Below are 25,061 nucleotides of genomic sequence, written 5' to 3' on the forward strand. Positions count from 1 at the left end.
ATCGTGGTCGGCGCGGCCGGCATGCTCGGGCAGGACGTCGTCGCTGCGGCTCGCGTGGCCGGACACGACGTCGTCCCGCTGACGCGCGCCGAGCTCGACGTGACCGACGCCGCCGCCTGCCGCGACGCGCTCGACGGCGCGGACGTCGTCGTGAACGGGGCCGCGTACACCGCCGTGGACGCCGCGGAGGAGCACGAGGCCGACGCCTTCACGGTGAACGCGGTCGGGGCCGCGAACCTCGCGCGGGCAGCGGCCGCTGGGGCTGCCCGGCTCGTGCACCCGTCGACGGACTACGTCTTCGCCGGCGACGCCGACGCTCCGTACGCCGAGGACGCGCCCGTTGCCCCCGCTCGGCCTACGGGCGGACCAAGGCCGCAGGAGAGTGGGCCGTGCTCGCCGCGAGCCTCGACCATCTCGTGCTCCGCACGGCCTGGCTCTACGGGGCCGGCGGCGGCAACTTCCCCAAGACCATCGTGCGGGTGGCGCGCGAGCGCGGGGGCGTGGACGTCGTCGTCGACCAGCGCGGGCAGCCCACCTGGACGCGTGACGTCGCGGACCTCGCGGTCCGGCTCGTCGCCGCCGAGGCGCCCGGCGGGATCTACCACGCGACGTCGTCGGGGGACGCCACGTGGTTCGACTTCGCGCGCGCCGCGGTCGCGTCGGTGGGCCGCGACCCGGAGGCGGTGCGCCCGACGACGTCCGAGGCGTTCGTCCGCCCCGCCCCCGCCCGGCCTACTCCGTGCTGGGGCACGACGCGCTGCGGCGGGTCGGCGTCGAGCCGATCGGCGACTGGCGCGAGCGCTGGGCCGAGGCGGCCCCCGCGGTCCTCGCGAAGTAGTACGGCCGCCGGTATACCGCGCGAGGTATACCGGCAGCCGTACTACGTCGCGGACTCGGTCTCGAGCAGGCGCAGGAGGTAGGTGCCGTAGCCGGACTTCACGAGGGGCTCCGCGCGCGCGCGGAGCTCGTCGTCGCTGAGGAACCCACGACGCCAGGCGACCTCCTCGGGGCAGCCGATCTTAAGGCCCTGGCGGTTCTCGATGGCCCGCACATAGTCGCTGGCCTCGAGGAGCGACGCGAACGTCCCGGTGTCGAGCCACGCCGTGCCACGGGGAGCACCTCGACGTGCAGCCGTCCGGCGGACAGGTAGTGACGGTTCACGTCGGTGATCTCGTACTCGCCGCGCGCCGACGGCTCGAGGTCCCGGGCGATCGCGACCACGTCGTTGTCGTAGAAGTACAGGCCGGGCACCGCGAAGCTCGACCGCGGATGCGCCGGCTTTTCCTCGATAGAGAGGGCCTTGCCGGCGTCGTCGAACGCGACCACGCCGTACGCCGTCGGGTCCTGGACCCGGTACGCGAACACCGCTCCGCCGTCGATCGACTCGAAGCGCAGGAGCTGCCCCCGAGCCCGGGGCCGTAGAAGATGTTGTCGCCGAGCACGAGCGCGACGTGGTCGCTGCCGACGAAGTCCGCACCCAGCACGAACGCCTGCGCGAGCCCGTTCGGCTCGGGCTGGACCGCATAGGTGATCGAGATCCCGAACTGCGAGCCGTCGCCGAGCAGCCGCTCGAACTGCGGCGCGTCGTGCGGCGTCGTGATGACGAGCACATCCCGGATCCCCGCGAGGATCAGCGTCGAGAGCGGGTAGTAGATCATCGGCTTGTCCCACACCGGGACGAGCTGCTTGCTCGTGCCCAGGGTGATGGGGTGCAGGCGAGTGCCGGAGCCGCCGGCGAGGATGATGCCGCGCATGCGCCCATTCAACACGCTGTCGTGTCTGCGGCCAGGGCGACGCGCTCCCGCCAGGGCATCGACCAGGGAGGGGTACGGGCGCGCCGGAGGGACGCGCGCGGCGAGGGTGGAGTCACGGACCACCCCGCACCGAGAGCGAGAAGAACCATGCCTTTCGTCACCGTCGGCACCGAGAACGGCACCGAGATCCAGCTCCGCTACACCGACCACGGCGCGGGACGTCCCGTCGTGCTGGTCCACGGCTACCCGCTGAGCGGCGCCTCGTGGGAACGCCAGGAGACGGCCCTGCTGGCGGCGGGCTACCGCGTGATCACCTACGACCGGCGCGGCTTCGGTGGGTCGTCCCAGCCGACGGTCGGCTACGACTACGACACGTTCGCCGCCGACCTCAAGGCGCTGCTCGACCACCTCGCCCTCGACGAGGAGGTCGTCCTGGCCGGGTTCTCGATGGGCACGGGCGAGGTCACGCGGTACCTCGGGGACCTACGGCACGGCGGGCGTCGCCGAGGCCGTGCTGATCGGCGTCATCTCGCCGTTCCTGCTGCAGACCGCCGAGAACCCGCAGGGCGTTCCCGGCGAGGCCTTCGAGGGCATCAAGGGTGCGATCGCCAAGGACCTCCACGCCTACTTCGACGCGTTCTTCGTGGACTTCTACAACACCGACGTCCTCGCGCCCGAGCGGATCGGCGACGCCGTGCTGCGGGCGTCGTTCCAGGTCGCAGCGGGCCCGTCCGCGTGCGCGACGTACGCCTGCTTCGAGACGTGGATGACGGACTTCCGGGGCGACCTACCGAAGCTCGGCGTCCCCACGCTGGTGATCCGCGGCGAGGCGGAGGGGATCCTAGCCTTCGCGTCGACGGCCGCGCGGCTCAGGGACGAGCACCTGATCGCGGATCTCGAGGTGGTGCCGATCCCCGAAGGCCGGACGAGGCCGACGAGGCGCTGCTGAACCTTCCTGGCACGCTGAGCGGGGCTGTCCCGGCGCGGGCGCTGCGCGCCCGTACGGTGTGCCCGTACGGTGAGGACTTCGTGACGCCCGCGCCGCCGTCTGGCGGGTGGCGCGGGCGCGTGCTCTGGTGGGAGAAGAGCGGAACGAGGGGAGGCCAGGGGTGCGCGTGCCGTGGGTCCGACGTGAGCCGCTCGTGAGCGTGGTGGTGCCGTTGCACAACCCGTCGGTCGGGTTCGACGACCTGTGTGCGTCCCTCTGGGCCCAGTCGCTCCCGGATGACCAGTACGAGGTCGTATTCGTCGACGACGGGTCGACGGACGACACACCGGACCGTCTGGCCCGGATCGCCCGCGAGCACCGCAACGTCCAGGTGCACCAGATCCCGGCGTCGGGCTGGCCGGGGCGTCCCCGCAACGTGGGGGTGCGCCACGCCCGCGGGCGCTACGTCTTCTTCTCCGACCAGGACGACGAGCTGTTCCCCGAGGCGCTCGAGCGCACGTGCGCCATGGCGGAGCGCAACGACTCGGACGTCGTCATGGGCAAGGTCGTGCAGTCCGGTGCCAACACGCCGTACTGGCCGCTGTGGCGTCGCGACGTCGAGGTCGCCGATCTCGTCCGCGACGGCGTGACCCTGTCCCGGACGGTCCACAAGCTCTTCCGGCGGAGCTTCCTGCTCGACCACGCCATCCGGTTCCCGGAGGGCCCGGTCCGGCTCGAGGACTACCACGTGATGGGCCAGGTGTTCGCCGCGTCGCCGCGGGTGTCCGTCCTCGCGTCCTACCCGTGCTACCGGTGGATCAAGCACCGAGGCAACAATTCGTCGCGACCCACCGTCCCCGCCGAGTACTGGGGCTACTTCGCGGAGGCGATGAACCTCGTCGACACGCTCGGCGGTCCGCCCGACGTGAGCGATGCCCTGAAGATCGCCGCGACCGGGCAGGCGTTCACGCGTCCGTTCATCGCGAGCTGGCTCAAGCACTCGCCCGAGCGGCAGGCGGAGGAGCTGGCTGCGACCGCGCAGTGGGTCGACGACGCCGTCCCGGCGCGTCTCGACGACCGGCAGCCGCTCGTCCGCCGTGGCCAGCTCCAGGCCCTGCGACGTCGCGACGAGCAGGCATACCGGGCCGTGCAGGAGCTCCGCACCCGGGCGCACGCGAAGGACGCGCTCGTCTCGGCGAGCTGGACCAGCGCGGGCACGCTCCGCGTCGAGGCGACCGTGCGCATGGTGTTCCCGGGCCGGCGCGTCGTCGACCCCCTGGGCGGCGAGCGCTGGTCGGTGCCAGGCCTACCCGACGACGGCACGTTCGACCTGCGCGTGCTCGACGTCGACCGGCCCACCGGCGAGGTCACGGTGCGTGACCGGGAGGTCGGCACCGAGTGGCCCGTCGACACGCGGATCGACGTCGCGCCCGAGCGGGGCGGCGCCGTCGTGCGGCTCGTCGCGGAGGTCGACCCGCCGCATGCTGCCTTCGGGCGCCCCCTCGACCCCGGGATCTGGGACGTGCGCCTCCAGCTCGCGATGCTCGGTCGGTCGTTCTCGCGACGGCTGTCGGTGCCCGACGACACCCTCGCGACCGACGTGGCTGGGACGGTTCGTCCCGTCGGGACGGTCGAGGTGACGCCCTACCGCACCGCGGCTGGGACCCTCGCGGTTCGCGTGCGCGGCCGTGAGGCCCGGCCCGACGCGGATGGTTGAATCGTCCGGTGCCGTCACCTCTTGCGCTGCAGCGCCTCGCCCTCCCCGGCCCCGACGACGACGTCGCCCGCCTTCCCTTGTTCTGGCGCGGTCCTGCGGAGCTCGCCCCGGGCGAGGGCGGGCTCGCCGTCGCAGGTGGCGACACTCTCGATCTCGGGACGTGGCACAACGCGGCGCCCGTCGGCTGGTGGGCGAGCCTGGGGACTCGCACGGTGCGGCTCACCGTCCAAGGACGGGGACGTCTCGTGGCCCACGCCTCCCACGGCGGCGAGCGGCGTGAGCTGGCGCGCACCGAGCTGTCCGACGGCTCGCCGTGGACGCTCGACGTCCCGGCGGCCGACATCGACTGGTGCTGGCTCGAGCTCACCGCGGGCGCGAGCGACGGCAGGCTCGACGCCGCCGAGTGGTCCGTCGACAGCGACGCGACGATCCGGCCGCTGACCGTCGTCGTCCCGACCTTCCGCGCCGAGGACGACGCCCTCGCCCAGCTCGCCCGCCTCACCGCGCCGGCGCTCGCGGGCGTCGCTGGGCGCGTGGTCCTGATCGACCAGGGCGGCACCCTCGCCGCCCATCCCGGAGCCCGCGAGGCGCTCGCGGCAGCCGGGGAACGGGTCCTGCTCGTCGAGCAGGCGAACCTCGGCGGCTCCGGCGGCTACTCGCGCGGCCTGCTCGAGGCCGGCACCCGATGGCCGGACGACCCCGTCTTCCTCCACGACGACGACGCCCAGACCCACCCCGAGACGCTGCGCCGGCTCACGGCGCTCGTTGCGCTCGCGCCCCGGACGTTCTTCGGGACCGGTCTGCTCGACGCGGCCGCCCCCACCCGTCTGCAGGCGCTCGCCGAGGGGTCGCGCGCGGCCCGTTCCGCTGGGGCCCGACGGACGGGGTCGACGGCGACCACGGCGGCGTCGACGTCGGCCCCGGCACCCCGGAGACGTGGAGCTTCACGCGGCCCGACGACCGCGCCGAGTACGGGGGCTGGTGGGGCTGTGTGGTGCCCGCCGGCGCGACTTCCGACCTCGGCCTCGCCGCGCCCTACTTCCTCAAGTGGGACGACGCCGAGTACGGGCTCCGCGCCGGGCGCACCGGCTACACGGTCCGGACGCTGCCGGGGTTCGCGGTCCATCACCCCACGTGGGCGACGAAGGGGACGAGCTCGTCCTGGTCGTCGTGGCCGCTGCATCGCAACCGGATCGCCACGGCGGCCGCCTACGGGGGCGGGCGCGGTGTCCTGGCCGACTCGTTCGTCCACCAGGTCAAGCACGTCCTCAGCCTCCAGTACGCGACCGCCGAGCTGTGGAACGCCGCGCTGGCCGAAGCGCTCGACGGCCCCGGCTGGCTCGACGACGACCTCACCTCGGTGCGGCCCCGCGCACAGGCCCTGCTCGACGACGCCCCGCAGACACCCGTGGTCGCGCTGCCGACACCGTCGGCGCGGCCGGCCGCCGGAGGGACGCCCGTCCCGGCCCGCAAGGCTGCCCTGCGCGCCGTCGTCGGGCTCGTGCGCCCCGCGGCAACCGGAGGCGGGTCGTCCGTGGCGGCGCTCGCGGGCCCGAGCGCGTTCGGCTGGACCGACGGGCTCGGGCGTGACGCCGTCGTGTTCGACGACGGGTCCGCGCCGCTCGTGCGCGATCCCCGGCGGGCCCGGCGGGCACTCGCACGCATCCTGCTCCTGCACGCGCGGGCCGCGGTGCGGTGGGGCGCGCTCCGGCGGGCGTACGCGCGCGCTCTCCCGGCGTCGTCGTCGATCGAGGCCTGGCGGGGACGCTTCGACGCATGAGCGGGGCCGGAGGGTGCGGCCGCGGCCACTAGACTCTGCGGTCATGACGTCCAAGGCCCGCGGGGCGAGCCTCAACCGCCGGATCCGGACCGCGGGCGGTGGAGTGATCCGCAAGCTCGGGCTCCTGCCGGCCGGCACCCCGGACGGGCTCGGCGAAGACGCCGACCTGGTCGGCACCCGCTTCGACGAGCAGATCGTCGTCCCCTTCTCGGACACCCCCGACGGGCTCTACCAGCTCCGGCAGTGGTACGGCCCGCTGGTCGAGCTGAACCGGACGCACCCTCGTGGTGGTCACGGCCGACTCGCGGACTGCGCGCGCGATCCGGGCCGAGACGCCGTTGCGCGTGGTGACCGTCGCGCGGTATGCGACGCTCGACGACGTCTACTCGCGCAGCGACGTGCGCCTCGCGCTGTACGTCAACCACAACCCCGACAACTTCTCGATGCTGCGGTTCGCGTCGATGGTGCACGTGTCCCTGCTGCACGGCGACAGCGACAAGATCATCTCGGTGTCCAACCAGGCCAAGGCGTACGACTTCTCGTTCGTCGCCGGACAGGCCGCCGTGGACCGTCTCGACCGGTACCTGCCGCGCTTCGACGCGCCCGCGCGCACCGTGATCGTCGGGCGCCCGCAGCTTGAGACGCCGGCCGTGAGGCCCCCGGTCGCACCAGGTGCCAGGGCAACCGTCCTGTACGCGCCGACCTGGGAGGGCGCGCAGCCCACGGCCGCGTACGGCTCGGTCGCGACGCACGGGCTCGCGCTCGTGGAGCGTCTCCTCGACGACGGCGGGTTCGACGTCGTGTACCGGCCGCACCCGCTCTCAGGCGTTCGTGACGCCGCGTACGGCGAGGCCGACGCGACGATCCGCGAGAGGCTCGCCCGAGCGGCCGAGGCGCAGCCGCAGGCAGGGCACCGGGTCAGCGGCGACGAGTCGCTCGCCGAGGCGTTCGCCGCGGCCGACGTGCTGGTGTGCGACGTGTCGGCGGTCGCGATGGACTGGTTGCCGAATGGACGGCCGCTCGTGGTGACCGTGCCCACGTCCACCGAGACGGTCACCGCGAGCACCCGCCTGCTGGACACCGTGCCCCGCCTGGCGGTGGCCGACGTGGCCGGCGCCGCAGGGCTGCTCCGCGCCGAGCTGGAGGACGACCCCGGCCGGGACGCGCGCCATGCCCTGCTCGAGTACTACCTGGGTGACACGACGCCCGGCGCCTCGATGGCGGCGTTCGTCACCGCGTGCGAGCGGATGATCGCCCTCGCGGACAGCGACGCCCGCGTGCCGTAGGCCGAGCGGTCACTCGTCCTCGTCGTCCGCGTCCTCCTGCGGGTCCGTCGGCTCCTCGCCGCGATCGAGACGCTCCGTCGGCACGGCAGGCGCCGGATTGGCGTCGACGAGCGCGCGGACCGCGGCCGGGAACGCCTCCGCGTAGGTCTCGCGTGGGATGTCGCCGAGGTAGAAGGTGCGCATCTCGCGCCGGACGTCCGCCATCGTGTCGTGCGCGAGCCCGTCGAGGGCCGCTTCGATCGACGCCGGTTCGACGGCTCGAGCCACGTACGCGGCCCGGCCGAGCGCGAACTCGGCGAGGAACGCGTCGACCGGTCCGTCGTCGACCTGGACGATGACGAACGGCTTCTCCGAGTACAGGTAGTCGGCGGGGACCGACGAGACGTCGGACACCAGGGCGTCGGACGCGTTGAAGCAGTCGACGAGCGTCATGGTGGCGCTCGCGTCCTCCCCAAACACGTGCTCCCGGCCCGACGACGCCGCGTCGGCGCGCAGGATCTCCTCGATCGCGGCGATGTGGGCCCGCGAGGCGGCGTCGCGCAGCGAGAAGGGGTGCGGCCGGAAGATGACGGTCCATCCGCGCCGCACCAGGCCGCGGACGATCTCCGCGCCCACGTGGAGGGAGCCGAAGTTGTTGTCGGCGTTGAAGCCCGTCCACGTCGGCCCGTACAAGACCGTGAACGGTCCCTCCGGTCGCTCGCCCGCCAGCGCGATGTCGGCGACCTGGGGCCGCCCGACGATCTCGAACTTCTCGCGGGGGATCGGGATGCCGTGGTTCCAGTACCGCTCGATCCCGGCCTGCCCCGCGACGAACACCTTGTCGAACATCGCGGTCACCGGGTTGAACGACGACGGTTTGTCGCTGTCCCCGTGCAGGAGCTGCACGTGCGTGAGGTCGCCGTACCGGATGTTGTGCGTGTTCTTGGTGCCGTTGTTGACGTACAGCGCCACGCGGAAGGACGGGACCTGGACGGCCTCGAGGTCGGCGAGGCTGGACGCCCCGACCACCGGCAGGCTCGTGAGCTCGGCGACCTTGTAGGCGAGCGGTGTCTCCCGAACGACGACGACGGCGCGCAGCCCTAGATTCTCGAACTGGTCCTGCCACACCTTGAACTGGTAGTCGGTGCCACCCGGACCGGTGAGATAGATCATGACCGGAGCGGCGTAGGCCTCGAGCCCCGCGGCGATCGTGTCCCGGAGCCCGGGACGCCGACGGATCGCGTCGAGCGTCCACCATGCCGTGAGGACCGCGAGCACGAACGCGGCCACGAACGCCACGACCCCGCACCACGCGACGAAGACGCTCACGGCGGAGACGGCGAGGACCAGGGTGCCACCGAGGACGACCGTGGCCGCGCCGCGCCGTCGGGCGGGGGTGTCCAGCTCGACGCCGGGCAGGTGCGCGACGGGTCGCGTGCCCGCGCGCCACAACCGGCCCGCGGCGGGCTCGAACGGCACGAGGACGAGGGCGGCGACGGTTGCGCAGACGGCGAGGGAGTCGGCGACGCTCAGGTCGGTACGGCCGAGGCAGACCACGACGGTCGCAGCGACGATGCTGCGCGCGGGTGCGTAGGCGCCCAGGGTGCCTGTTCCCGGGCGCGTCAGGCGTCTACGCAGGAGCCACAGCGTGCCCGCGAGCGCGACCATGGCGACGACGACGGCGACCCACAGCGGCGCATCGACGGCGGCGAGCAGCAGCGCGGCCGCGGCGAGGGCGGTGACGGCGACGCTCGGGACGTGCCGCAGGAGTGCCCTCACTGCCGGACGACGAGGTTGGCCGAGTCGACGAACCGGCCGACCGGCGAGGCGAGCATCTCGATGACCTCCGCCACGTCCTGCGGTTGCATGATCGTCGCCGGATCCTCGTCGGGGGCGAGCACCCGTCGCAGCGCGGTCGCGGTGCGCCCGGGCGAGATGCACGCCACGCGCGTGCCGTAGATCGCGAGCTCGGACCGCATGACTTCGCTCATGTTGATGACGGCGGCCTTGGACGCCGAGTACGTGAGCCAGCCCGAGCGGCCGTTGATCCCCGCGGTGGAGGCGATGTTCACGATCAGCTCGAAGCGATTGCCTCGGCGCAGGAGCTCCTGAACGAACGTGAACGGCGCGTACAGGTTGACGGCGATGGTCCGCTCGAAGTCCGCGAAGTCGACCTGCTGTAGCGGGACAGGCTTCGTGTAACCGGCGTTGTTGACGAGAAGGTCGACATTGCCGTGCTCGGCGGCGACGCGGTCGACGACATCGATGACGGCGGCCCGGTCGCCCAGGTCCACGTCGTAGCGGACCACCTCGACCCCGGGCCGGGCGAGCGCGCGCAGCTCGGCGACGGCGTCGTCGAAGTCGTGGGACGGCCGCGCCAGCGTGAAGACCTTGGTGAGCGCCGGATCGTTCTGCAAGAAGCGGCGCGCGGTCTCGAGCCCGATCCCCCGCGACGCCCCGGTGACGAGGAGCGTGCGGGACGGGGCGGGGGTCGCGTCAGGCATTCCAGGCCTCCTCGGGACGGCCCCCCAGCAGGAACGTGGCGAGCAGCACGTCGGTCGGCGTCGTCACCTTGATGTTGCGGTCGGAACCGTCGATGAACCGGACCTCGTGGCCCGAGGTCGCGACGAGGGTCGCGTCCTCCGTGAACGTCAGGCCGTCCGCGGCCGCACGGCGGTGCGCGTCCTCGAGGTCCGCCTTGGCGAACTTCTGGGGGAGCTGCACGTTGCGCAGGGTCGAGCGCTCGAGGTACCCGGTGACCGTCCGCGTCGCGGGGTCGACGGGTGCGACCGTGAACGGGATCTCGAGCATCAGCGACACGTTGCGACCCGGGGCCGCGAGGAGGGTCATGAAGTCGGCGGCGCTCACGAGGGGGCGGGCGGACTCGTGGATCACGACGTCGTCGTTGGTCGCCGACGACAGCATGTTCGCGACCGAGTCGTGGCGCGTGTCGCCCGCTGGCACGTACGTGACGGGGGTCCGGATCGCGTAGTCGGCGACGACCTGTTCCACGGCGTCCCGCCAGCCGTCGGGGTAGTTGAGGACGATCTGGTCGATCTCCGCCACGGCGTCGGCAGCGATCAGCGAGTAGACGAGGATGGGAAGGCCTCGGACCTTGATGAGCTGCTTGGGTCGGCCCGCAGCCACCCGAGCGCCGATCCCGCCGTTGAGCAGGAGCAGGGAGTACATCGTCGTTCCTCTCGCCGGGAGACGGTCGCGGGGCCCGCGTCCGGAAAGTCTAGGTGCTCGACCGGTGAACGACCTGCGAGGATGGGCGTCCGCGCCGGTGAGCGGCGCAGGACGTGCGCGCGCTCCCGTTAGGATGTATCGGTCTTCGACGGGCGTCGTCGTGGACCGGCCTCGTACCCCGCCTGGTCGAGCGAAGGAGCACCTCGTTCCCGTGACAGTCCCGACGCAGCGGAAGGCCCCCGCCCCCGCCGCCTCCGCGACCACCGGGGCCGTCCCGGCTCCTGTGACGCCGTCGCTCACCTCGGACCAGCTTCGTCACCTTGCCGAGACGCACGGCCTCAAGCAGATGGGCGTCCGACCGCCGCTGCGCGAGTACGTGCGCAACCTCTGGGCCCGACGGCAGTTCACTGCGGTCCTGGCGAGGTCCAAGGCCTACGCGCGCAACCAGACGAACTACCTCGGGCAGCTCTGGTCGCTGCTCAATCCCGCGCTGAACGCGTTGACGTACGTGCTGATCTTCGGGTTCATCCTGAACACGACGAAGGGCGTGGGCAACCACATCGCGTTCATCGTGCTGGGGACTTTCACGTTCAGGTTCTTCGACCAGTCGGTCGCGGCGGGTGCGAAGTCGATCAGCTCGAACATGAACCTCGTCCGCTCGGTCCACTTCCCGCGTGCGGTGCTCCCCACGTCGTCCGTTATGTCGGAGCTCTTCACCGCGCTTCCGGCGACGATCGTGATGCTCGCGTTCGCATTCGGTTCGGGCTTCCTCCCCGACATGGACTCGATCCCGATCACGTGGCAGTGGCTGCTCCTCGTGCCCGCCATGGCCCTGTTGTGGTTGTTCAACATCGGCTGTGCGTTCTTCGTCGCACGCTGGGTAGCGATCACGCCGGACCTCAACAACGTCATCCCGTTCGTCATGCGTCTGCTGATGTACGGATCGGGTGTCATCTGGACCATCTCGACACACGTCACGAACGAGTTCTGGCTGAAGATCCTCGACTACCAGCCCGTCGCGGTGTTCCTCTACCTGGTGCGCTCGTGCGTGATGGACGATCCCACGATCCCGCAGTCGCCCGCGCGTTGGGTCTGGGGTGCCATCTGGGCCGTCTCGTTCATCGTCGTCGGCTTCCTGCTGTTCTGGCGTGGAGAGGAGCGTTACGGCCGTGACTGACGCCGAGATCGACTACGAGGTCGACGCCGAAGACCTCACGCTCGCTGCCCCGCGCGAGATCCGCGACGACGCCAAGCCGTCACTGGTCGTGGACGACCTGCACATCACCTACCGCGTGTTCGGCGGCAAGAAGCTGGGCACGGCGACCCAGCGCAAGGACTCGTTCGTGCGCAAGCTCCTCAACCAGGGTCGGTCGCACGTCGGTTCGGTGAGCGAGGTCAAGGCGGTCAAGGGCATCTCGTTCGTCGCGCGCCACGGCGAGTCCATCGGAATCGTCGGCATCAACGGCTCCGGCAAGTCGACGCTGCTGCGGGCGGTCGCTGGTCTGATTCCACCTACCAAGGGCTCGGTGTACGTCGCAGGCGAGCCGTCCCTGCTGGGCGTCAACGCCGTCCTCATGGGGGACCTGTCGGGCGAGCGCAACATCATGATCGGCGGACTTGCACTGGGCATGACGCCCCAGGAGGTCGAGGCCAGTTTTGACGACATCGTCGACTTCTCGGGTATCGGCAACTTCGTCTACCTGCCGATGAAGGCCTATTCGTCGGGGATGGCGGCGCGCCTGCGGTTCGCGATCTCAGCGTCGGCGGTCCCCGACATCCTCATGATCGACGAGGCCCTCGCCACGGGCGACGCGACGTTCCGCAACAAGAGCACGGAGCGCATCAACAAGATCCGGGAGCAGGCCGGCACGGTGTTCCTCGTGAGCCACTCGCTCGCGACCGTCGAGGCCATGTGCTCGCGCGTGCTCTGGGTCCACCAGGGCGAGCTCGTCGCCGACGGACCCGCCAAGGAGGTCTGCGCGCAGTACAAGGCGTTCGTGGCCAAGTCGCGAGCGAAGAGCTGACCGACGATGCCGTCGCCTCGCGCCGTCGCGCGTCGTATTCGCTCGCGCGCCTGGCTCACCGCGCGCCGCCTGGGCGTGGTCCCGTCCGGCCAGCCGGACCGCCTGGGCGAGGACGCCGACCTCCTCGGTGGGAGCCTCCCGCAGCGCGTCATGGTGTACTTCCCCGACCCGCCGGGCTCGCTCTATCAGATCGAGCAGTGGTACCCGACGCTGCGCGCGCTCGACGCCGAGCTGGGCGTCGTGGTCGTGCTACAGGACTCCAGGACCGCGCGCGCGGTGCGGGAGCGTTCCGGCCTGGACGCCGTCGTGGTGGCAGAGTCGACCACCCTCGACGACCTCCTGAGCCGGAGCCCGATTGCCCTCTGCCTCTACGTCAACCACAACCCCGCCAACTTCACGAACCTGCGGCTGGGACAGCTCGTCCACGTGTCGCTCATGCACGGCGACAGCGACAAGTCGGTGTCCGTGTCCAACCAACTCAAGGCGTACGACTACGCGTTCGTGGCGGGGCAGGCTGCTGTCGACAGGATTGCCGCCTCGGTCGCGGACTACGACGCCACGGCGCGATGTCTGCCGGTCGGACGACCACAGATCGACGAGCTCCTCCAGGAGGTCGAGACCCTGGGTCACAGCGAGGCGAACGGCGACACGCGCCGCACGGTCCTCTACGCCCCGACGTGGGAGGGGCCGCAGTCGACGGCGGCCTACGGCAGCGTCGCGACCCACGGAGAGGCGCTCGTCCGGTCGCTGCTCGACGACGGCCGGTTCCGCGTCGTGTACCGCCCCCACCCCTCACGGGGGTCCGGTCGTCGGAGTACGCGGCCGCCGATGCGCAGCTCCGTAGCCTCGTGGCGGAAGCTCCCGGTGGGCACCGGGTGGACGTCGGCGTGCCGGTCGCGCGGTCCTTCGCCGATGCTGACCTGCTCGTGTGCGACATCTCCGGTGTCGCGGTGGACTGGCTCGCGCTCGACAGGCCGCTCGTGATCACGGAGCCGGCGGACTCACGCGTATGGCAGGGCCAGAGCCCGCTGCGCGAGGCCGTGCCAGGGTTGCCGGCCGATGACGCCAGGCGGTTCTCGGCTAAGGTCGGCGCGTTGATGGCCGACGATGGCGCGCGCGTGGCGCGGGAGCGGCTCCTCGGCTATTACCTGGGCGAGGTCGCTCCAGGCGCGGCGACGAAGAGGTTCGTGGCGGCGTGCCACGACGTCATCGGGCGCAGGTCAGGAGAGACTCGAGCAATCGACACCGTGGCCGCGAGCAGCGCGGCCGACGAGAAGGGTGCATGAGATGTCAGTACAGGTCGTCATCCTGGCCGCGGGCATGGGGACGCGGCTCGGTCGTCCGTTCCCCAAGCCGCTCACCCCGCTGAAGGACGGTCGGACGATCCACGCCCAGCAGATGGCCAACCTGCGGAGCGTCTTCGGTAGCGAGGCCGAGGTCCTGGTCGTCGTCGGCTTCAAGCTCGAGCAGATCCTCGAGGCGAACCCGGACGCGACCTTCGCCTACAACTCGCAGTACGACGTCACCAACACGTCCAAGAGCCTGCTCAAGGCGCTGCGGCTGACCGGTGAGCGCGGAGTCCTCTGGCTCAACGGCGACGTCGTGTTCGATCCTCAGGTGCTCGAGCGGGTGCGCCCGCTGATCGAGCAGGGCCAGAGCTTCACCTGCGTGAACACGGCTTCCGTCGGCGAGGAGGAGGTCAAGTACACGGTCGACGCGGACGGGTACATCAAAGAGATCTCGAAGCAGGTCGTGGACGCGCTCGGCGAGTCCGTGGGCATCAACTACGTGGCCCCGCAGGACAAGGCGGCGTTCGTCGAGCGCCTCGACGAGGCCGAGGACCAGGACTACTTCGAGCGCGGCCTCGAGCTCGCGATCGAGAAGGACGGCGTCCGGTTCCTCCCGGTGGACATCTCCGACCTCTACGCGGTCGAGGTCGACTTCCAGGAGGACCTGGAAAAGGCCAACCAGTTCGTCTAGACCGTCCGGGTCCGGGTCCACCGTTCTCGCCGAGCAGGAGTATCAGCACGCATGAAGCCGTCGTCGGTCACGCACACCCTCCGCAGCGTCGCGACTCGCGCGCCCCGGAAGGCCCAGGCGGAGCTGCGTGCCCTGCGCCGGCGCCGGCACCTCGTGTCGGTGGTCGTCCCGGTCTACAACGTCGAGAAGTACGTCGCCGAGTGTCTTGACTCGATCCTCGCTCAGACGCACCCTCGGCTCGAGGTCCTGGTTGTCGACGACGGATCGCCGGACAGCTCGATCGCGATCGTCGAGTCGATCGCGAGGCGCGACAAGCGGGTTCGGATCATCCACCAGGCGAACGGTGGACTCGGGGCCGCGCGCAACACTGGCGCCCGCCACGCCCGGGGCGAGTTCCTCTGGTTCGTCGACTCCGACGACGTGGTTCCGCCCCGGGCAGTCGAGGTCATGCTCGAGTCGCTCCTCGAGAGCGGCTCGGACTTCGCGGTCGGGTCGCTCGTGCGGTGGGACTCGACCGGGACGCACACGCCTCCGTGGGCGAAGCGCGTCCACGCGAAGACCCTGCAGGGTCGATCCGTCTCGGACGACGTCGAGATCCTCAAGGACGTCTTCGCCTGGAACAAGCTCTTCCGCCGTGAGTTCTTCCTCCGCGTCGTCAAGGAGTACCCGGCCGGCGTCTACGAAGACCAGGTCCCGTCGGCCAAGGCGTACCTGGGCGGCAAGTTCGACGTCCTCTCGGAGGTCGTCTACCACTGGCGTGTCCGTGACGACACGTCCTCGATCACGCAGCAGAAGGCGACGATCGAGGACCTGTCCGGGCGTTGGGCAGTCATCGACGCGCTGCACGACGCGATGGCCCAGGCCCCCGAGGATGTCCGTCGCTCCTGGCAGGCGAAGGTCATCGGCTTCGACATGCGCCTCTACTACGAGCAGATCCCGCGTACCGACGAGACGTACTGGGACTTCCTGAGCGGACGCGTGCGCGGCTTCCTCGACGACGCGGGATATGACGTGATCCGCGACGTCCTCGTGGCGGACCGCCCGTTCGTCTCCGCCGTGTACCAGGGACACCGTGACGATATCGCGCGCCTCGTCGTGCGCCGCGAGACCCAGACCTGGAAGGTTCCTGGCGTCGTCCAGGACGGACGGCCCGTCCTGGCACCCGAGTTCTTCGACGGACTCGATCTCGAACCCGACGAGGTGGTCTCCGACCTCTCCGTCGACGTCGAGGTTGTCAGCCACACCGACGACGTCGTGATCGACGAGTCCGCGGTGCGCGTGACGGGGAGCGCATACCTCTCGTTCATCGACCTCGCGCGTGCCGACCACTCCGAGATCGCCGTCACGGCGGTGTCGTCGGGGGCCACGAGATCGAGCTCGTCGTGGAGCGACACGACGACCCCGCGACGGAGCGACGCGCGGGGGACCCGTGGAACGAGCACCTCGCGTCCGGGTTCAGCGCGGCCGTCCCGATCGGTGAGCTCGACGCGGCGGACACCTACCGGTTCATCGTGTCGGTCGAGGTCGACGGACTGGTCCGCTCGGCGCCGCTCGAGATCCCCGACCCGCGAGGCGAAGGCCGGCTGCCCTCGTTCGGCCCGCTCACCGTCGACGGGCGCTGGTGCGTCGAGCGCCAGGAGGCTTCGCAGGACCTCGCCGTCCGCCGGATCTCGCCGGCCCGTGTCCCGGTGCTCGGCGCCCGGGTGTCGGGCAGTGAGGTCGAGCTCGAGCTCGCGTCGGTGCCTGCGACCGGCACGTCGTTCCGGGCGACCTCGGGCGTGTTGGCCTCGACGGGCAAGGTCGAGACGCGCGACGGCCGTGCGATCGTGCGGTTCGACCTCCAGGTCGGCTCTCGCGTGTCCTGGGGCCTGCGGCCCTGGAAGATCGCGGCGACATGCGGCGGTGTGAGCCGTCGCCTCGCATGGGCACAGGCATCGACAGCAGTTGCACGTGAGGACGTCGTCGGTCTGGTTCTCGGAGCGACCCAGTATGGGAACGTGCTGGTCTCGTCGGGCCGCGCGACGGGGCAGATCACGGCCGTCGATCTGACGGACGACGGGCTGTCGGTCGGCGGATGGCTGCGTGCTCCGCGCGACACGTCGCACATGACGCTCCGGCTGAGCGGCAAGGCGGGCGAGGTCTCTGCTCCCTTGGTGGTCGCCCCGGACGGGCGGTTCACGGTCCTCCTCCCGGTGGACGACCGTGGTGGCAACCCCCTGTCGACGACCTTCGGCTTCGTGATCAAGGCGGACATCGACGGCCAGGAGCTGTGGCTGCCGGCGTCTCGAACGCTGCTGGACGGCTTTCCCCTCGATCTCGAGAATGGCCGCATCGCTGCGACCGTGACCTCGACGCCGGGCGCGGGCGCGGCCTGGGTGCGTTTCCGCTCGCGTTTCGCCGAGGACGAGCGGAGCCGACGAGATCAGGCCCGCATGATCGAGGAGTACCGTGCGCTCCCGCCCGAACCGCTCGATGCGGTGCTCTTCGAGACGTTCTCCGGGCGGACCGCCGGGGACTCGCCCCTGGCCCTGAGCGCGGAGCTGCACCGGTCGCGCCCTGACATCGCCCAGTACTGGTCGGTGGCCACGCTGGCGACGCCTGTCCCGGAGTGGTCGACCCCGGTGCTGCGGCACTCTCGCGAGTGGTTCCGCATCCTCGCCGGCGCGCGTTACCTGGTCAACAACGCGAACTGGCCCTGGTTCTTCGTGAAGAAGGAGCACCAGCTCTACCTCCAGACGTGGCACGGGACGCCGCTCAAGCGGATCGGCAACGACGTCCCGGGAGCCAGCCTCAGCCTGTCCTACCGCGAGCTCATGGTGCGTGAGGCCGCGGCCTGGGACGTGCTGCTGGCACAGAACGAGTACTCGGCCGAGATCTTTCCCGAGGCCTTCGACTACCGCGGCCCGGTGCTGGTCGAGGGTTATCCGCGCAACGACAGCCTCTTCGGCGCGGGCGCCGCTGACGTGCGCCGCCGCCTTCGCGCGGGCTTCGACATCGACGACGACGTCCAGGTCCTCCTCTACGCGCCCACCTGGCGTGACAACCTCAAGGGCGCGGGCGGCTACGGTCGGGTGACCTACCTCGACTTCGACGCGGTGGTGGCCGACGCCGCCGTCACCGGGCGTCGGACCGTCATCCTGTATCGGGGCCACTCCAACACAGCGGGGTCGGCCGCGGCCCTGCCGCCCGAGGTCATCGACGTCACGAGCTATCCCGACGTCAACGACCTCATGCTCGCGTCGGACGCCCTGGTCACCGACTACTCGTCGATCATGTTCGACTATGCCGTGACCCGGAAGCCGATCTACTTCTTGGTTCCGGACCTGGCCCTGTACTCGTCGACGACGCGTGGCTTCTATCGCGATCTCGCCGAGATCGCTCCCGGGCCGCTGTGCGCGACCACGGGCGAGGTTCTGGCGGCGCTCGTCGAGGACAACCGCACACAGTTCGGCGAGCGCTACGACCTTTTCGTCGCCGAGTTCGCGCCTCTCGACGACGGGAATGCCTCCCAGCGGGTGCTTGCGAAGCTTCCCGGGCTGGGCGTGGCCGCGCCCGTGGCCGGCGACCGGGCTGCGACGGCCTAGGTCCCCCTGAGCGCTGGTACGCTCGCGCAACCTAGACGAAAGGGATCGATGTGGACGCTCGACGCTGGTTCTCGGGGCGACGGCGTGGCCCGCAGCCGACACCGTCGCCCGCTGCCGAGGCGCTGCAGTCCACGGCTGACCCGGTCGCACTGCTGCTGCCGTCGCTCGGCTTCTTCGGGGGATCGACGCGAGCCTGTGGCGGGTTCCTGTCACGGCGTCGCCGGTGCTCGGTGTGAAGGTGTTCCTCGCAGGCCCGTCGGCGCAGCGGCTCGAGCTCCGGGGCGTCACCGTGGCTCGCAAGGGAAAGCGCGTTGCGCCTGCGGTTCGCAACGTCGAGCAGAGCAGCATCGGCAAACCGGCGATCGCACCGCGCCGTGGCCTGGAGTTCGGCGGGATCCGGACCGGCGACCAGCTCAACCCGTGGTGGTCCGTCCGGTTCGAGACGGCCGCCCAGATCGACGAGGTACGCGTCTACAACCGCATGGATGCCTTCGGGTCCCTGGCGCGCGCCCTCCAGGTCGCCGTGCTCGACGAGAGCGGCACATGGCAGACCGTCGGTGACGCCAGCAGCCCTGAGGCGGCCGACCGCACGCTCGCGCTCGTGGAACGGTTGACGGGTCTGGTCCTGCGCGAAGCGCGCGGTAGTGACGCTGCGGCACTACGCAGGAGGTCGTCCGCCTGCTCGCTGAACGGTCCTCGGAAGGCCCGCTCACCGACGACGCCGAGGAACAACGGCTCCTGTACGCGGTGCTCCCCACCGGTGGACCGACGGCCGAGGTCGAGCTGTCGGACGACGAGTGGACCCTCCTCGCCCACCTGCTGGTGCTGGAGCGTCTCCGGATGGACACGGCTACCAGCTTCCGGTCTTTCGCCGCGGCACTACCGAGCCGTGCCGCGCTCGACCGCCTCGCCCGTGAGCTCAACCACGCATCGGCGCGGCTCGGGGCCGGTGAGCTGACGGTGACGCGGCACGGCGTACGCGAGGTGGGCGCGCTGCGCAAGGACGGCGACGCCTATGTCGCACTCATGCGCCGCGTCACCGACGAGTTCGAGTCGCTCGGAGTCCCGCTCATGATGAGCTACGGGACGCTGCTGGGGGTGGTGCGCGAGGGCGACTTCCTGGTCCATGACGACGACATCGACATGATCTACCCGATCGACGCGGTGGACCGCGACGACGCACGGCCACTCATCGACGCGCTGTGCGAGAAGCTCCTCGAGCGCGGCTGGAAGATCTGGCGCAACGAGAGCCCCACCGCGCTCAACCTGCATCTGACCGACCCGAAGACGAAGCTCCACGTCGACCTGTTCCCTGTGCTCATCCAGGGCGACCGTGCCCGCCTCCACATGGAGAAGATGAAGCTGAGGGACATCGACGCGGCACTCGTCCTGCCCGCCTCGACGCTGGCGTTCCGAGGTGAGACGCTCCGGGCTCCCGCGGATCCGAAGGGCTTCCTCGCCGAGCGGTACGGCGACGGCTGGGGTGTCGCGGACCCGTACTACGACTGGCCGTGGAAGCTCGCTTCCTGAACGCGGGTATCAGAGCTGCGGCGGTGCCGTCAGATCCTTCTCCTCGGGCCACCGTCCTCCTTCGAAGACGTTCAGGTAGCTGTCGCTGAGGTGCCCGATGTCGAGCGCCCTTCGCCCGCGCGCGGCGAGGAGATGGGCGAGCACGGATCCCGCCGGACCGAGCGCGATGAGGACGAGGTCCGAGTCGTCGTCCTCGAGCTGCTCCAGGATGCTCGTGAGCTCCGCGAAGGCGTCCGTCGGCGTCGTGCGCACGAAGCGCGCGCCGCTGAGACCGTCGAAGAGTGCAGGGAGGAGCTCGAAGCGTGAGCCTTCTCCGGTCACCACGGTCGCGCTGCGACCGTCCCAGATCGACCGCCAGAGCGCCACGCCAAGGTCGCCGTAGAGCTGGAAGAAGAGTGGGCGCGAAACGTGCGCATTCCCGAAACGAGGCAATCCCTCGCCGATCTCGCGAAAGTCGGGCCACAAGTCGGACCAGACACCTGCCCAGTGTCGGTCGTGGTACAAGGTGGGGAGCGCGACTATGGTCCGTTCCGCCGGCTCCGTGAGGATCGCGCGCAGCGCCCGCTGCAGCTCGGGCCGGTTCTGCTGGAACCGGAGCCGGTACTCAGGGCGCAGCATCATGCGGATCTCGCCGTCACCGAAGCGAGTGAGCGAGAGCTCGTCGTCTCGCACGGCTTCGAGCGTCGCTATGAAGTCGAGCTGCCGCTCGGCGTAGAAGGTCGAGACTTCGTGCAACGTCGCCGAGGCCACGGCCGAGCGGATCGCCTGGAGGTTCCGCCTCGCTTCGGCCGACTCCGACTCGATCTCCGCGAGGTGCGCGAGCACGGCGTCGGTCCGTTGCCCGCGAAGGTGGTCGATGGCGGCAAGCTGTGCCTTCTCGATCCGGATGAGTTCGTCGAGCTTCTTCGTCTGCTTCTGCGTGGCTTCCAGGAGCAGACGGCGTGTGGTCTTCCTGCGCCAGCGCACAGCAACCTCCGGTGGGGAATGGGTCAGTTCAGCACGTCGAGCCGTTGCAGCCCGCGCCAGATGTACGGGGACAGGGTCTTGGTGAACGTGGTCGTCATGTGGCTGTTGTCGCGGTACACGTCGACGCCGCCAATGACGGACGGACAGACGTCATCGCGGCAGTAGAAGTCGGTGAGGTCAAGAGACTTCGCACCGGGCACGACCTTCGCGGTCGCCTTGAACGGGTCGGGGAACGGGAACGCCTTCTTCTGCGAGACGGCACAGCTGTCCGCTTGGACGACGTCGAGCTTCGCCAGGCACTTGTACGGGAGGTACGTGTGGTACGGGTTGTCGGCGATCCCAACGATCGGCACACCCAGCTTGGTGAGCGGTCTCCAAGCTGCAGCCATGTCGTCGACACGGCGCTCGGCGTCACCCGAGATGGTCTTGAGGTACCCGGTGGTCACGATGAGATCCGTCGTCTTCGCCTGGGACACGAGCCACGGCCCGAGCTGTGCCTTCCACTGCTCACAGGTGCGTGACCGCTCAGGGTCGTCGTAGTTCATCTTTCCGGTCGTCCACGCACAGGTCGCCTTGAGCTGCGCGGTGACGCTGATCTTCCCTTCCTGAGCGAGCGCGACGAAGGCGGGCAGCAACGCCCGGGCGTGCGAGTCGCCGACGAGAATCACGTGCGGGACGTGGGGGTCGTCGACCGCGCCGAAGGTGCAGCCCTTCTTGAGATCGCTCTGGTCGACGTCGACCCAGCAGCCTGGGTAGTTCGCGAAGTCACTCGAGACGGCCTCGGGAGCGGGCACGAGGACGCCGGCGAGGTCGTCATTGGTGCAGGGGTGCTCAGGATCCATCGAGGCGGCGCCGAAGCACGGAGGGGGTGGGCCAGGTACTGCTGCGTCGACACCGTCGCTTGCTTCGTCTCGCGGTCGACGGTTGCGGTGCCGGCAAGGCTGGTGCCGGCGAGGAGTGCCGCGACGACGGCAGTCGCACCGAGCGCCACGCCGGTGCGCTGTAGACCGAAGCGGTGGCTGAACCTCGTTCGATCCTCGATGTAGCGCTTCGAGCCGGCGGCGACGAGCACGACAGTGATGAGGAGGATGAGCCGCTCAGCGAGGCCGAGCTCGTGCCCCAGGAGCACCGGGATGATGATGAGCGGCGGCCAGTGCCAGAGATAGAGCGAGTAGGAGATGTCACCCAGGTAACCCACGGGACGCCGTCGCGCGAGGGCGTTGGGTGCCAGCCGATGGTCGGGCTCGTCGGCCCAGATGACGGCCATGGTCGCGACGACCGGGACGAGCGCGGCCGTCCCCGGGAAGGGTGTCGAGGAGTCGAACAGCGCAAACCCGCCGAGGAGGATGAGGGCGTACCCCGCCCACGCGGCGAGCGCGCGGAATGCTGCTGGTACCGACGGGAGGTTGTGGCGGGTTCGACCCGCCCAGACGGCGAGCAGGGCGCCCGCACCGAACTGCCACGCCCGCGCGGGCGTCACGAAGTACGCGGCCGAAGGGTCGTGCGTCGTGGCGCGCAGGGAGTACACGAAAGAGGCGACGGTCGCCACCCCCAGGACGAGGGCGACGAGCCGCCGGCGACCGAGGAGACCGCGTCGTGCCAGGAACGCCGCACCCAGCACCAGCAGAGGCCAGACGAGGTAGAACTGTTCTTCTGCGGACAGCGACCAGTAGTGCTGCACGGGCGACGGGGCGTTGTCGGCCGCGAGGTAGTCCACGGCGTCGGCCGCCAGCACCCAGTTCTCGACGTAGAGCGTGGCGCCGGTGAACTCGCGGAACCACTGCTGCCAGTCGGTGTGCGGGATCGCCACGAGTGTGACGACGACGCAGGCGGCGATCACGAGATAGGCGGCGGGTAGAAGTCGACGCGCGCGCCGTGCCCAGAACCGGCCGAGCGCGATGCTGCCGGTGCGGTCGACCTCGCGGAGAAGGTGGCTCGTGATGAGGAAGCCCGAGATCACGAAGAAGACGTCGACACCGATGTACCCGCCGGGCATCCGGCCCGGCCAGAAGTGGAACAACACGACGAGCGTGACGGCGAGGGCGCGAAGGGCTTGGATGTCGGCCCGCTGACGCGTTGTGCTGCGGGGAGCGACGTCTGCGGCGGCCGTCCGCGGCGCAGCTTCGGAGTCGTCGACGACGCTCATGCAGCGGGTGCCTCAGGATGACGCGACTCGATGATGCGAGCCGATGCATCGAGGAAGCGTTGCATCGATGCACCAGGCGTCACGTCGCCGAAGTAGTGCTCGACGATCGCATCGAACTTCGAGCGTGTCTCAGGGGTCGAGGCGTGATCGATCACGTCGAGGACCCGCGGCGCTTCGGCCGCACCGAACGTGTCGACCAAGCCCGCGAGCCCTTGGCGGTCGATCTCGGCCTGCCCCGAGGCCGGCTCGGTGAGCAGGAGCGGTTTGCCGGTCGCGAGCCAGTCGAACGCGACCGCGGAGATGTCGCAGACGCACACGTCGGCTGCGGCAAGATGCCAACCGAAGGGCGAGTCGGTGTCCACGAGGTGCCGCGCGGAAGCGTCGGCGGCGTTCGCCGCCTCGAGCTTGCTGACGACGGCGGAGTGGAGCGCCTTGAACTCCGGGTCGAACGCGCCCGTCCGGGGGTGGGGGCGGTAGATCACACGGTGTCGTCCCGTGGCGAGCAGCACGTCGAGCATGGGCCCAGCATGCGAACGGAGCGACGAGTAGGTCATGCTGGGCCGGTCGCCCTCCCAGGTGGGGGCGTACAGGACGACGGTGCGGCCGTCGTCGGGCAGCGTGGGGCCCGCGTACTCGACGTCGACCTGGGGCCGGCCGATCCGTACCAGGTGTTTGTCCACGTCGAAGTCGACGAGCCTCTTGCTGATCCGTTCGTAGGCCGCCTGGCCCGCGATGAACGTGTGGTCGTACGCCTTGAGCTGGTTCGACGCCATGTAGTCCTTGTCGGACTCGCCGTGGCTGATGAAGACGTGCGCCGGGTCCCGGAACCGCATCATCTGGAAGTTGCGGGTGTTCTGGTTGACGTAGAAGACCAGGCGGACGCGTTGGACGGCCATCCACGACTCGACCTCGGCGAGCGTCACGAGGTGCACGACCTGGAGCGGAGCTTCCTGTGCCAAGGCAGCTGCTGTCACCACGTCCCGCGTCAGGACCACTGTCGGGTGCTGCGCCGCGAGGCGACGCATCGGCTCGTACCACTGGCGCACCTGGTAGAGATTGACGGGGGCGTCAGCGAAATAGATCACTGCCTCGACGGAGCCCGGCTTCGGCGCCGGATGCGCTCTCAGGTGCGCGTCCCAGGTCGCCTGTGCGCGACGCCGCGCAAACGTGTCCTTGACGATGTCGGAGAACGTGGTCAAGTCGCGCAGGAGAGGCACAGGTAGACGGTCCTTCGAAGCGGGGGATGAGCCCCGACATCGTATCCGAGCCCGATACGCTTCCGTTCATGTCCACCGAAGGCGGCACCAAGGCGATCGTCGCGGCACTGGCCGCGAACATCGGCATCGCGATCACCAAGTTCATCGCGTACCTGCTCACCCACTCGTCCTCCATGCTCGCCGAGTCCGTGCACTCGCTCGCGGACTCCGGCAACCAGCTCCTCCTGCTGCTGGGCGGCAAGCGGGCGCGCAAGGCCGCGGACGAGGAGCACCCGTTCGGGTACGGACGCGAGCGCTACCTCTACGCGTTCATCGTCTCGATCGTGCTGTTCTCGCTCGGTGGCCTGTTCGCGCTGTACGAGGCGTGGCACAAGTTCGAGGACCCGCACCCGATCGACTCGTGGCAGTGGGTTCCGGTCGCCGTCCTGCTCGCCGCGATCGTCATGGAGGGGACCTCGTTCCGCACGGCGATGCGCGAGTCGAAGCACGCACGCGGGAAGAAGTCGGTCTTCCAGTACATCCGCGCTGCCAAGGCGCCCGAGCTGCCCGTCGTGCTGCTCGAGGACTTCGGGGCGCTCGTCGGTCTCGTGTTCGCGCTGTTTGGCGTGGGGATGACCCTGGCGACCGACGACGGCCGCTGGGACGCTGTCGGGTCGGCAGCCATCGGGCTGCTGCTCGTCGTGATCGCGATCGTGCTGGCGATCGAGACTCGCTCGATGCTGCTGGGCGAGTCGGCGACTCCCGCCGACGTGAAGGCGATCCGCGAGGCCCTCGTCGGCGACGGCGTTCCGTCCGTGATCCACCTGCGCACCATGCACCTCGGCCCGGAGGAGCTGCTGGTGGGTGCGAAGATCGAGGTCTCGGCGACGGAGTCGGCGGCCGAGATCGCGCAGGCGATCGACGACGCCGAGGCGCGCGTGCGTGCCGCGGTGCCGATCGCGAGGACGATCTACCTGGAGCCCGACCTGCGCCGACCGTGAC

General features: G+C 70.3%; 20 protein-coding genes and 6 pseudogenes. 16 read left to right on the forward strand and 10 right to left on the reverse strand.

The window, feature by feature from the left end; genetic code table 11:
* Positions 1–21 precede the first annotated feature (21 nt).
* Positions 22–838: pseudogene (rfbD, locus tag QQK45_RS13735) on the forward strand (dTDP-4-dehydrorhamnose reductase).
* 42 nt (positions 839–880) lie between these two features.
* Here rfbD and QQK45_RS22375 read toward each other — a convergent pair.
* From QQK45_RS22375 to QQK45_RS22385, 3 genes and pseudogenes are all read right to left on the reverse strand, one after another.
* The gene (locus QQK45_RS22375) at positions 881–1,051 is read right to left on the reverse strand and encodes a hypothetical protein (RefSeq protein ID WP_348525388.1); all 171 of its coding nucleotides are present in this window, start codon (positions 1,049–1,051) and stop codon (positions 881–883) included.
* A gap of 122 nt (positions 1,052–1,173) precedes the next feature.
* Positions 1,174–1,365: pseudogene (locus QQK45_RS22380) on the reverse strand (sugar phosphate nucleotidyltransferase); the annotation flags it as partial.
* Positions 1,350–1,754: pseudogene (locus QQK45_RS22385) on the reverse strand (sugar nucleotidyltransferase); the annotation flags it as partial. The pseudogenes QQK45_RS22385 and QQK45_RS22380, both read right to left, overlap by 16 nt.
* Before the next feature lie 147 nt (positions 1,755–1,901).
* On the opposite strand from QQK45_RS22385, the gene QQK45_RS23275 reads away from it, so the two are divergent.
* The 5 genes and pseudogenes from QQK45_RS23275 (at position 1,902) to QQK45_RS13765 (ending at position 7,465) form a co-directional block, all read left to right on the forward strand.
* Positions 1,902–2,900, forward strand: coding sequence for an alpha/beta fold hydrolase (locus QQK45_RS23275; RefSeq protein ID WP_431310277.1), 999 nt, complete (start codon positions 1,902–1,904; stop codon positions 2,898–2,900).
* Entirely contained in the window at positions 2,897–4,399 is a 1,503-nt protein-coding gene (locus QQK45_RS13750) for a glycosyltransferase family 2 protein (protein ID WP_284293727.1), read from the forward strand. The genes QQK45_RS23275 and QQK45_RS13750 overlap by 4 nt, the downstream gene beginning before the upstream one ends.
* Before the next feature lie 245 nt (positions 4,400–4,644).
* A pseudogene (locus tag QQK45_RS23280) lies at positions 4,645–5,214 on the forward strand (glycosyltransferase family 2 protein); the annotation flags it as partial.
* Between the two features lie 179 nt (positions 5,215–5,393).
* Positions 5,394–6,179: a hypothetical protein gene (locus QQK45_RS13760; protein ID WP_284293729.1), complete on the forward strand. Its 786-nt coding sequence runs from the start codon at positions 5,394–5,396 to the stop codon at positions 6,177–6,179.
* A 284-nt stretch (positions 6,180–6,463) separates the two neighbouring features.
* The gene (locus QQK45_RS13765) at positions 6,464–7,465 is read left to right on the forward strand and encodes a CDP-glycerol glycerophosphotransferase family protein (RefSeq protein ID WP_284293730.1); all 1,002 of its coding nucleotides are present in this window, start codon (positions 6,464–6,466) and stop codon (positions 7,463–7,465) included.
* 9 nt (positions 7,466–7,474) lie between these two features.
* On the opposite strand, the gene QQK45_RS13770 is transcribed toward QQK45_RS13765, so the two are convergent.
* From QQK45_RS13770 to QQK45_RS13780, 3 genes are read right to left on the reverse strand one after another with little or no spacing between them, the layout of a single operon-like run.
* Positions 7,475–9,223 carry a CDP-glycerol glycerophosphotransferase family protein gene (locus QQK45_RS13770; protein ID WP_284293731.1) on the reverse strand — a complete coding sequence of 583 codons (1,749 nt, stop codon included), beginning with the start codon at positions 9,221–9,223 and terminating at the stop codon, positions 7,475–7,477.
* Positions 9,220–9,948: an SDR family NAD(P)-dependent oxidoreductase gene (locus tag QQK45_RS13775; protein ID WP_284293732.1), complete on the reverse strand. Its 729-nt coding sequence runs from the start codon at positions 9,946–9,948 to the stop codon at positions 9,220–9,222. Before QQK45_RS13775 ends, QQK45_RS13770 begins: the two co-directional genes overlap by 4 nt.
* Positions 9,941–10,633: an IspD/TarI family cytidylyltransferase gene (locus QQK45_RS13780; RefSeq protein WP_284293733.1), complete on the reverse strand. Its 693-nt coding sequence runs from the start codon at positions 10,631–10,633 to the stop codon at positions 9,941–9,943. Before QQK45_RS13780 ends, QQK45_RS13775 begins: the two co-directional genes overlap by 8 nt.
* Positions 10,634–10,844: 211 nt before the next feature.
* Here QQK45_RS13780 and QQK45_RS13785 point away from each other — a divergent pair, with 211 nt between their 5' ends.
* The 9 genes and pseudogenes from QQK45_RS13785 (at position 10,845) to QQK45_RS13820 (ending at position 19,751) form a co-directional block, all read left to right on the forward strand.
* The gene (locus QQK45_RS13785; protein WP_284293734.1) at positions 10,845–11,810 is read left to right on the forward strand and encodes an ABC transporter permease; all 966 of its coding nucleotides are present in this window, start codon (positions 10,845–10,847) and stop codon (positions 11,808–11,810) included.
* The gene (locus tag QQK45_RS13790; protein WP_284293735.1) at positions 11,803–12,657 is read left to right on the forward strand and encodes an ABC transporter ATP-binding protein; all 855 of its coding nucleotides are present in this window, start codon (positions 11,803–11,805) and stop codon (positions 12,655–12,657) included. The genes QQK45_RS13785 and QQK45_RS13790 overlap by 8 nt, the downstream gene beginning before the upstream one ends.
* A gap of 6 nt (positions 12,658–12,663) precedes the next feature.
* Entirely contained in the window at positions 12,664–13,641 is a 978-nt protein-coding gene (locus tag QQK45_RS13795; protein ID WP_284293736.1) for a CDP-glycerol glycerophosphotransferase family protein, read from the forward strand.
* A complete protein-coding gene (locus tag QQK45_RS13800) occupies positions 13,608–13,943 on the forward strand; it encodes a hypothetical protein (RefSeq protein ID WP_284293737.1) in 336 nt (111 codons plus the stop codon). Before QQK45_RS13795 ends, QQK45_RS13800 begins: the two co-directional genes overlap by 34 nt.
* A 1-nt stretch (position 13,944) precedes the next feature.
* Positions 13,945–14,637, forward strand: coding sequence for a phosphocholine cytidylyltransferase family protein (locus QQK45_RS13805; protein ID WP_284293738.1), 693 nt, complete (start codon positions 13,945–13,947; stop codon positions 14,635–14,637).
* A gap of 51 nt (positions 14,638–14,688) precedes the next feature.
* Positions 14,689–15,216 (forward strand): annotated as a pseudogene (locus QQK45_RS23285) (glycosyltransferase family 2 protein); the annotation flags it as partial.
* 803 nt (positions 15,217–16,019) lie between these two features.
* Positions 16,020–18,221 carry a CDP-glycerol glycerophosphotransferase family protein gene (locus QQK45_RS13815; RefSeq protein WP_284293740.1) on the forward strand — a complete coding sequence of 734 codons (2,202 nt, stop codon included), beginning with the start codon at positions 16,020–16,022 and terminating at the stop codon, positions 18,219–18,221.
* Between the two features lie 289 nt (positions 18,222–18,510).
* Positions 18,511–18,804 (forward strand): annotated as a pseudogene (locus QQK45_RS23290) (galactose-binding domain-containing protein); the annotation flags it as partial.
* A 164-nt stretch (positions 18,805–18,968) separates the two neighbouring features.
* Positions 18,969–19,751 carry a LicD family protein gene (locus tag QQK45_RS13820; protein ID WP_284293741.1) on the forward strand — a complete coding sequence of 261 codons (783 nt, stop codon included), beginning with the start codon at positions 18,969–18,971 and terminating at the stop codon, positions 19,749–19,751.
* 9 nt (positions 19,752–19,760) lie between these two features.
* Here QQK45_RS13820 and QQK45_RS13825 read toward each other — a convergent pair whose 3' ends face one another.
* The 4 genes from QQK45_RS13825 to QQK45_RS13840 are packed head-to-tail and all read right to left on the reverse strand — an operon-like array spanning position 19,761 to position 24,080.
* Positions 19,761–20,717, reverse strand: coding sequence for a GT-D fold domain-containing glycosyltransferase (locus QQK45_RS13825; RefSeq protein ID WP_284293742.1), 957 nt, complete (start codon positions 20,715–20,717; stop codon positions 19,761–19,763).
* A gap of 23 nt (positions 20,718–20,740) precedes the next feature.
* A complete protein-coding gene (locus tag QQK45_RS13830) occupies positions 20,741–21,385 on the reverse strand; it encodes an SGNH hydrolase domain-containing protein (RefSeq protein ID WP_284293743.1) in 645 nt (214 codons plus the stop codon).
* Positions 21,382–22,863, reverse strand: coding sequence for an acyltransferase family protein (locus QQK45_RS13835; protein WP_284293745.1), 1,482 nt, complete (start codon positions 22,861–22,863; stop codon positions 21,382–21,384). Before QQK45_RS13835 ends, QQK45_RS13830 begins: the two co-directional genes overlap by 4 nt.
* The gene (locus QQK45_RS13840) at positions 22,860–24,080 is read right to left on the reverse strand and encodes a CDP-glycerol glycerophosphotransferase family protein (RefSeq protein ID WP_284293747.1); all 1,221 of its coding nucleotides are present in this window, start codon (positions 24,078–24,080) and stop codon (positions 22,860–22,862) included. The genes QQK45_RS13835 and QQK45_RS13840 overlap by 4 nt, the downstream gene beginning before the upstream one ends.
* Positions 24,081–24,148: 68 nt before the next feature.
* Between QQK45_RS13840 and QQK45_RS13845 the strand changes: the two genes are divergently transcribed.
* Positions 24,149–25,060, forward strand: coding sequence for a cation diffusion facilitator family transporter (locus QQK45_RS13845; RefSeq protein ID WP_284293749.1), 912 nt, complete (start codon positions 24,149–24,151; stop codon positions 25,058–25,060).
* Position 25,061 lies beyond the last annotated feature (1 nt).

This window comes from Luteimicrobium album (genome assembly GCF_030161555.1).
Lineage (GTDB): Bacteria > Actinomycetota > Actinomycetes > Actinomycetales > Cellulomonadaceae > Luteimicrobium > Luteimicrobium album.

Excerpts from the sequence above, each read along its gene's own strand:
- QQK45_RS23275 (WP_431310277.1), top strand. The coding sequence starts at position 1,902 with ATGCCTTTCGTCACCGTCGGCACCGAGAACGGCACCGAGATCCAGCTC.
- QQK45_RS13775 (WP_284293732.1), bottom strand. The coding sequence starts at position 9,948 with ATGCCTGACGCGACCCCCGCCCCGTCCCGCACGCTCCTCGTCACCGGG.
- QQK45_RS13780 (WP_284293733.1), bottom strand. The coding sequence starts at position 10,633 with ATGTACTCCCTGCTCCTGCTCAACGGCGGGATCGGCGCTCGGGTGGCT.
- QQK45_RS13795 (WP_284293736.1), top strand. The coding sequence starts at position 12,664 with ATGCCGTCGCCTCGCGCCGTCGCGCGTCGTATTCGCTCGCGCGCCTGG.
- QQK45_RS13805 (WP_284293738.1), top strand. The coding sequence starts at position 13,945 with ATGTCAGTACAGGTCGTCATCCTGGCCGCGGGCATGGGGACGCGGCTC.
- QQK45_RS13835 (WP_284293745.1), bottom strand. The coding sequence starts at position 22,863 with ATGAGCGTCGTCGACGACTCCGAAGCTGCGCCGCGGACGGCCGCCGCA.
- QQK45_RS13845 (WP_284293749.1), top strand. The coding sequence starts at position 24,149 with ATGTCCACCGAAGGCGGCACCAAGGCGATCGTCGCGGCACTGGCCGCG.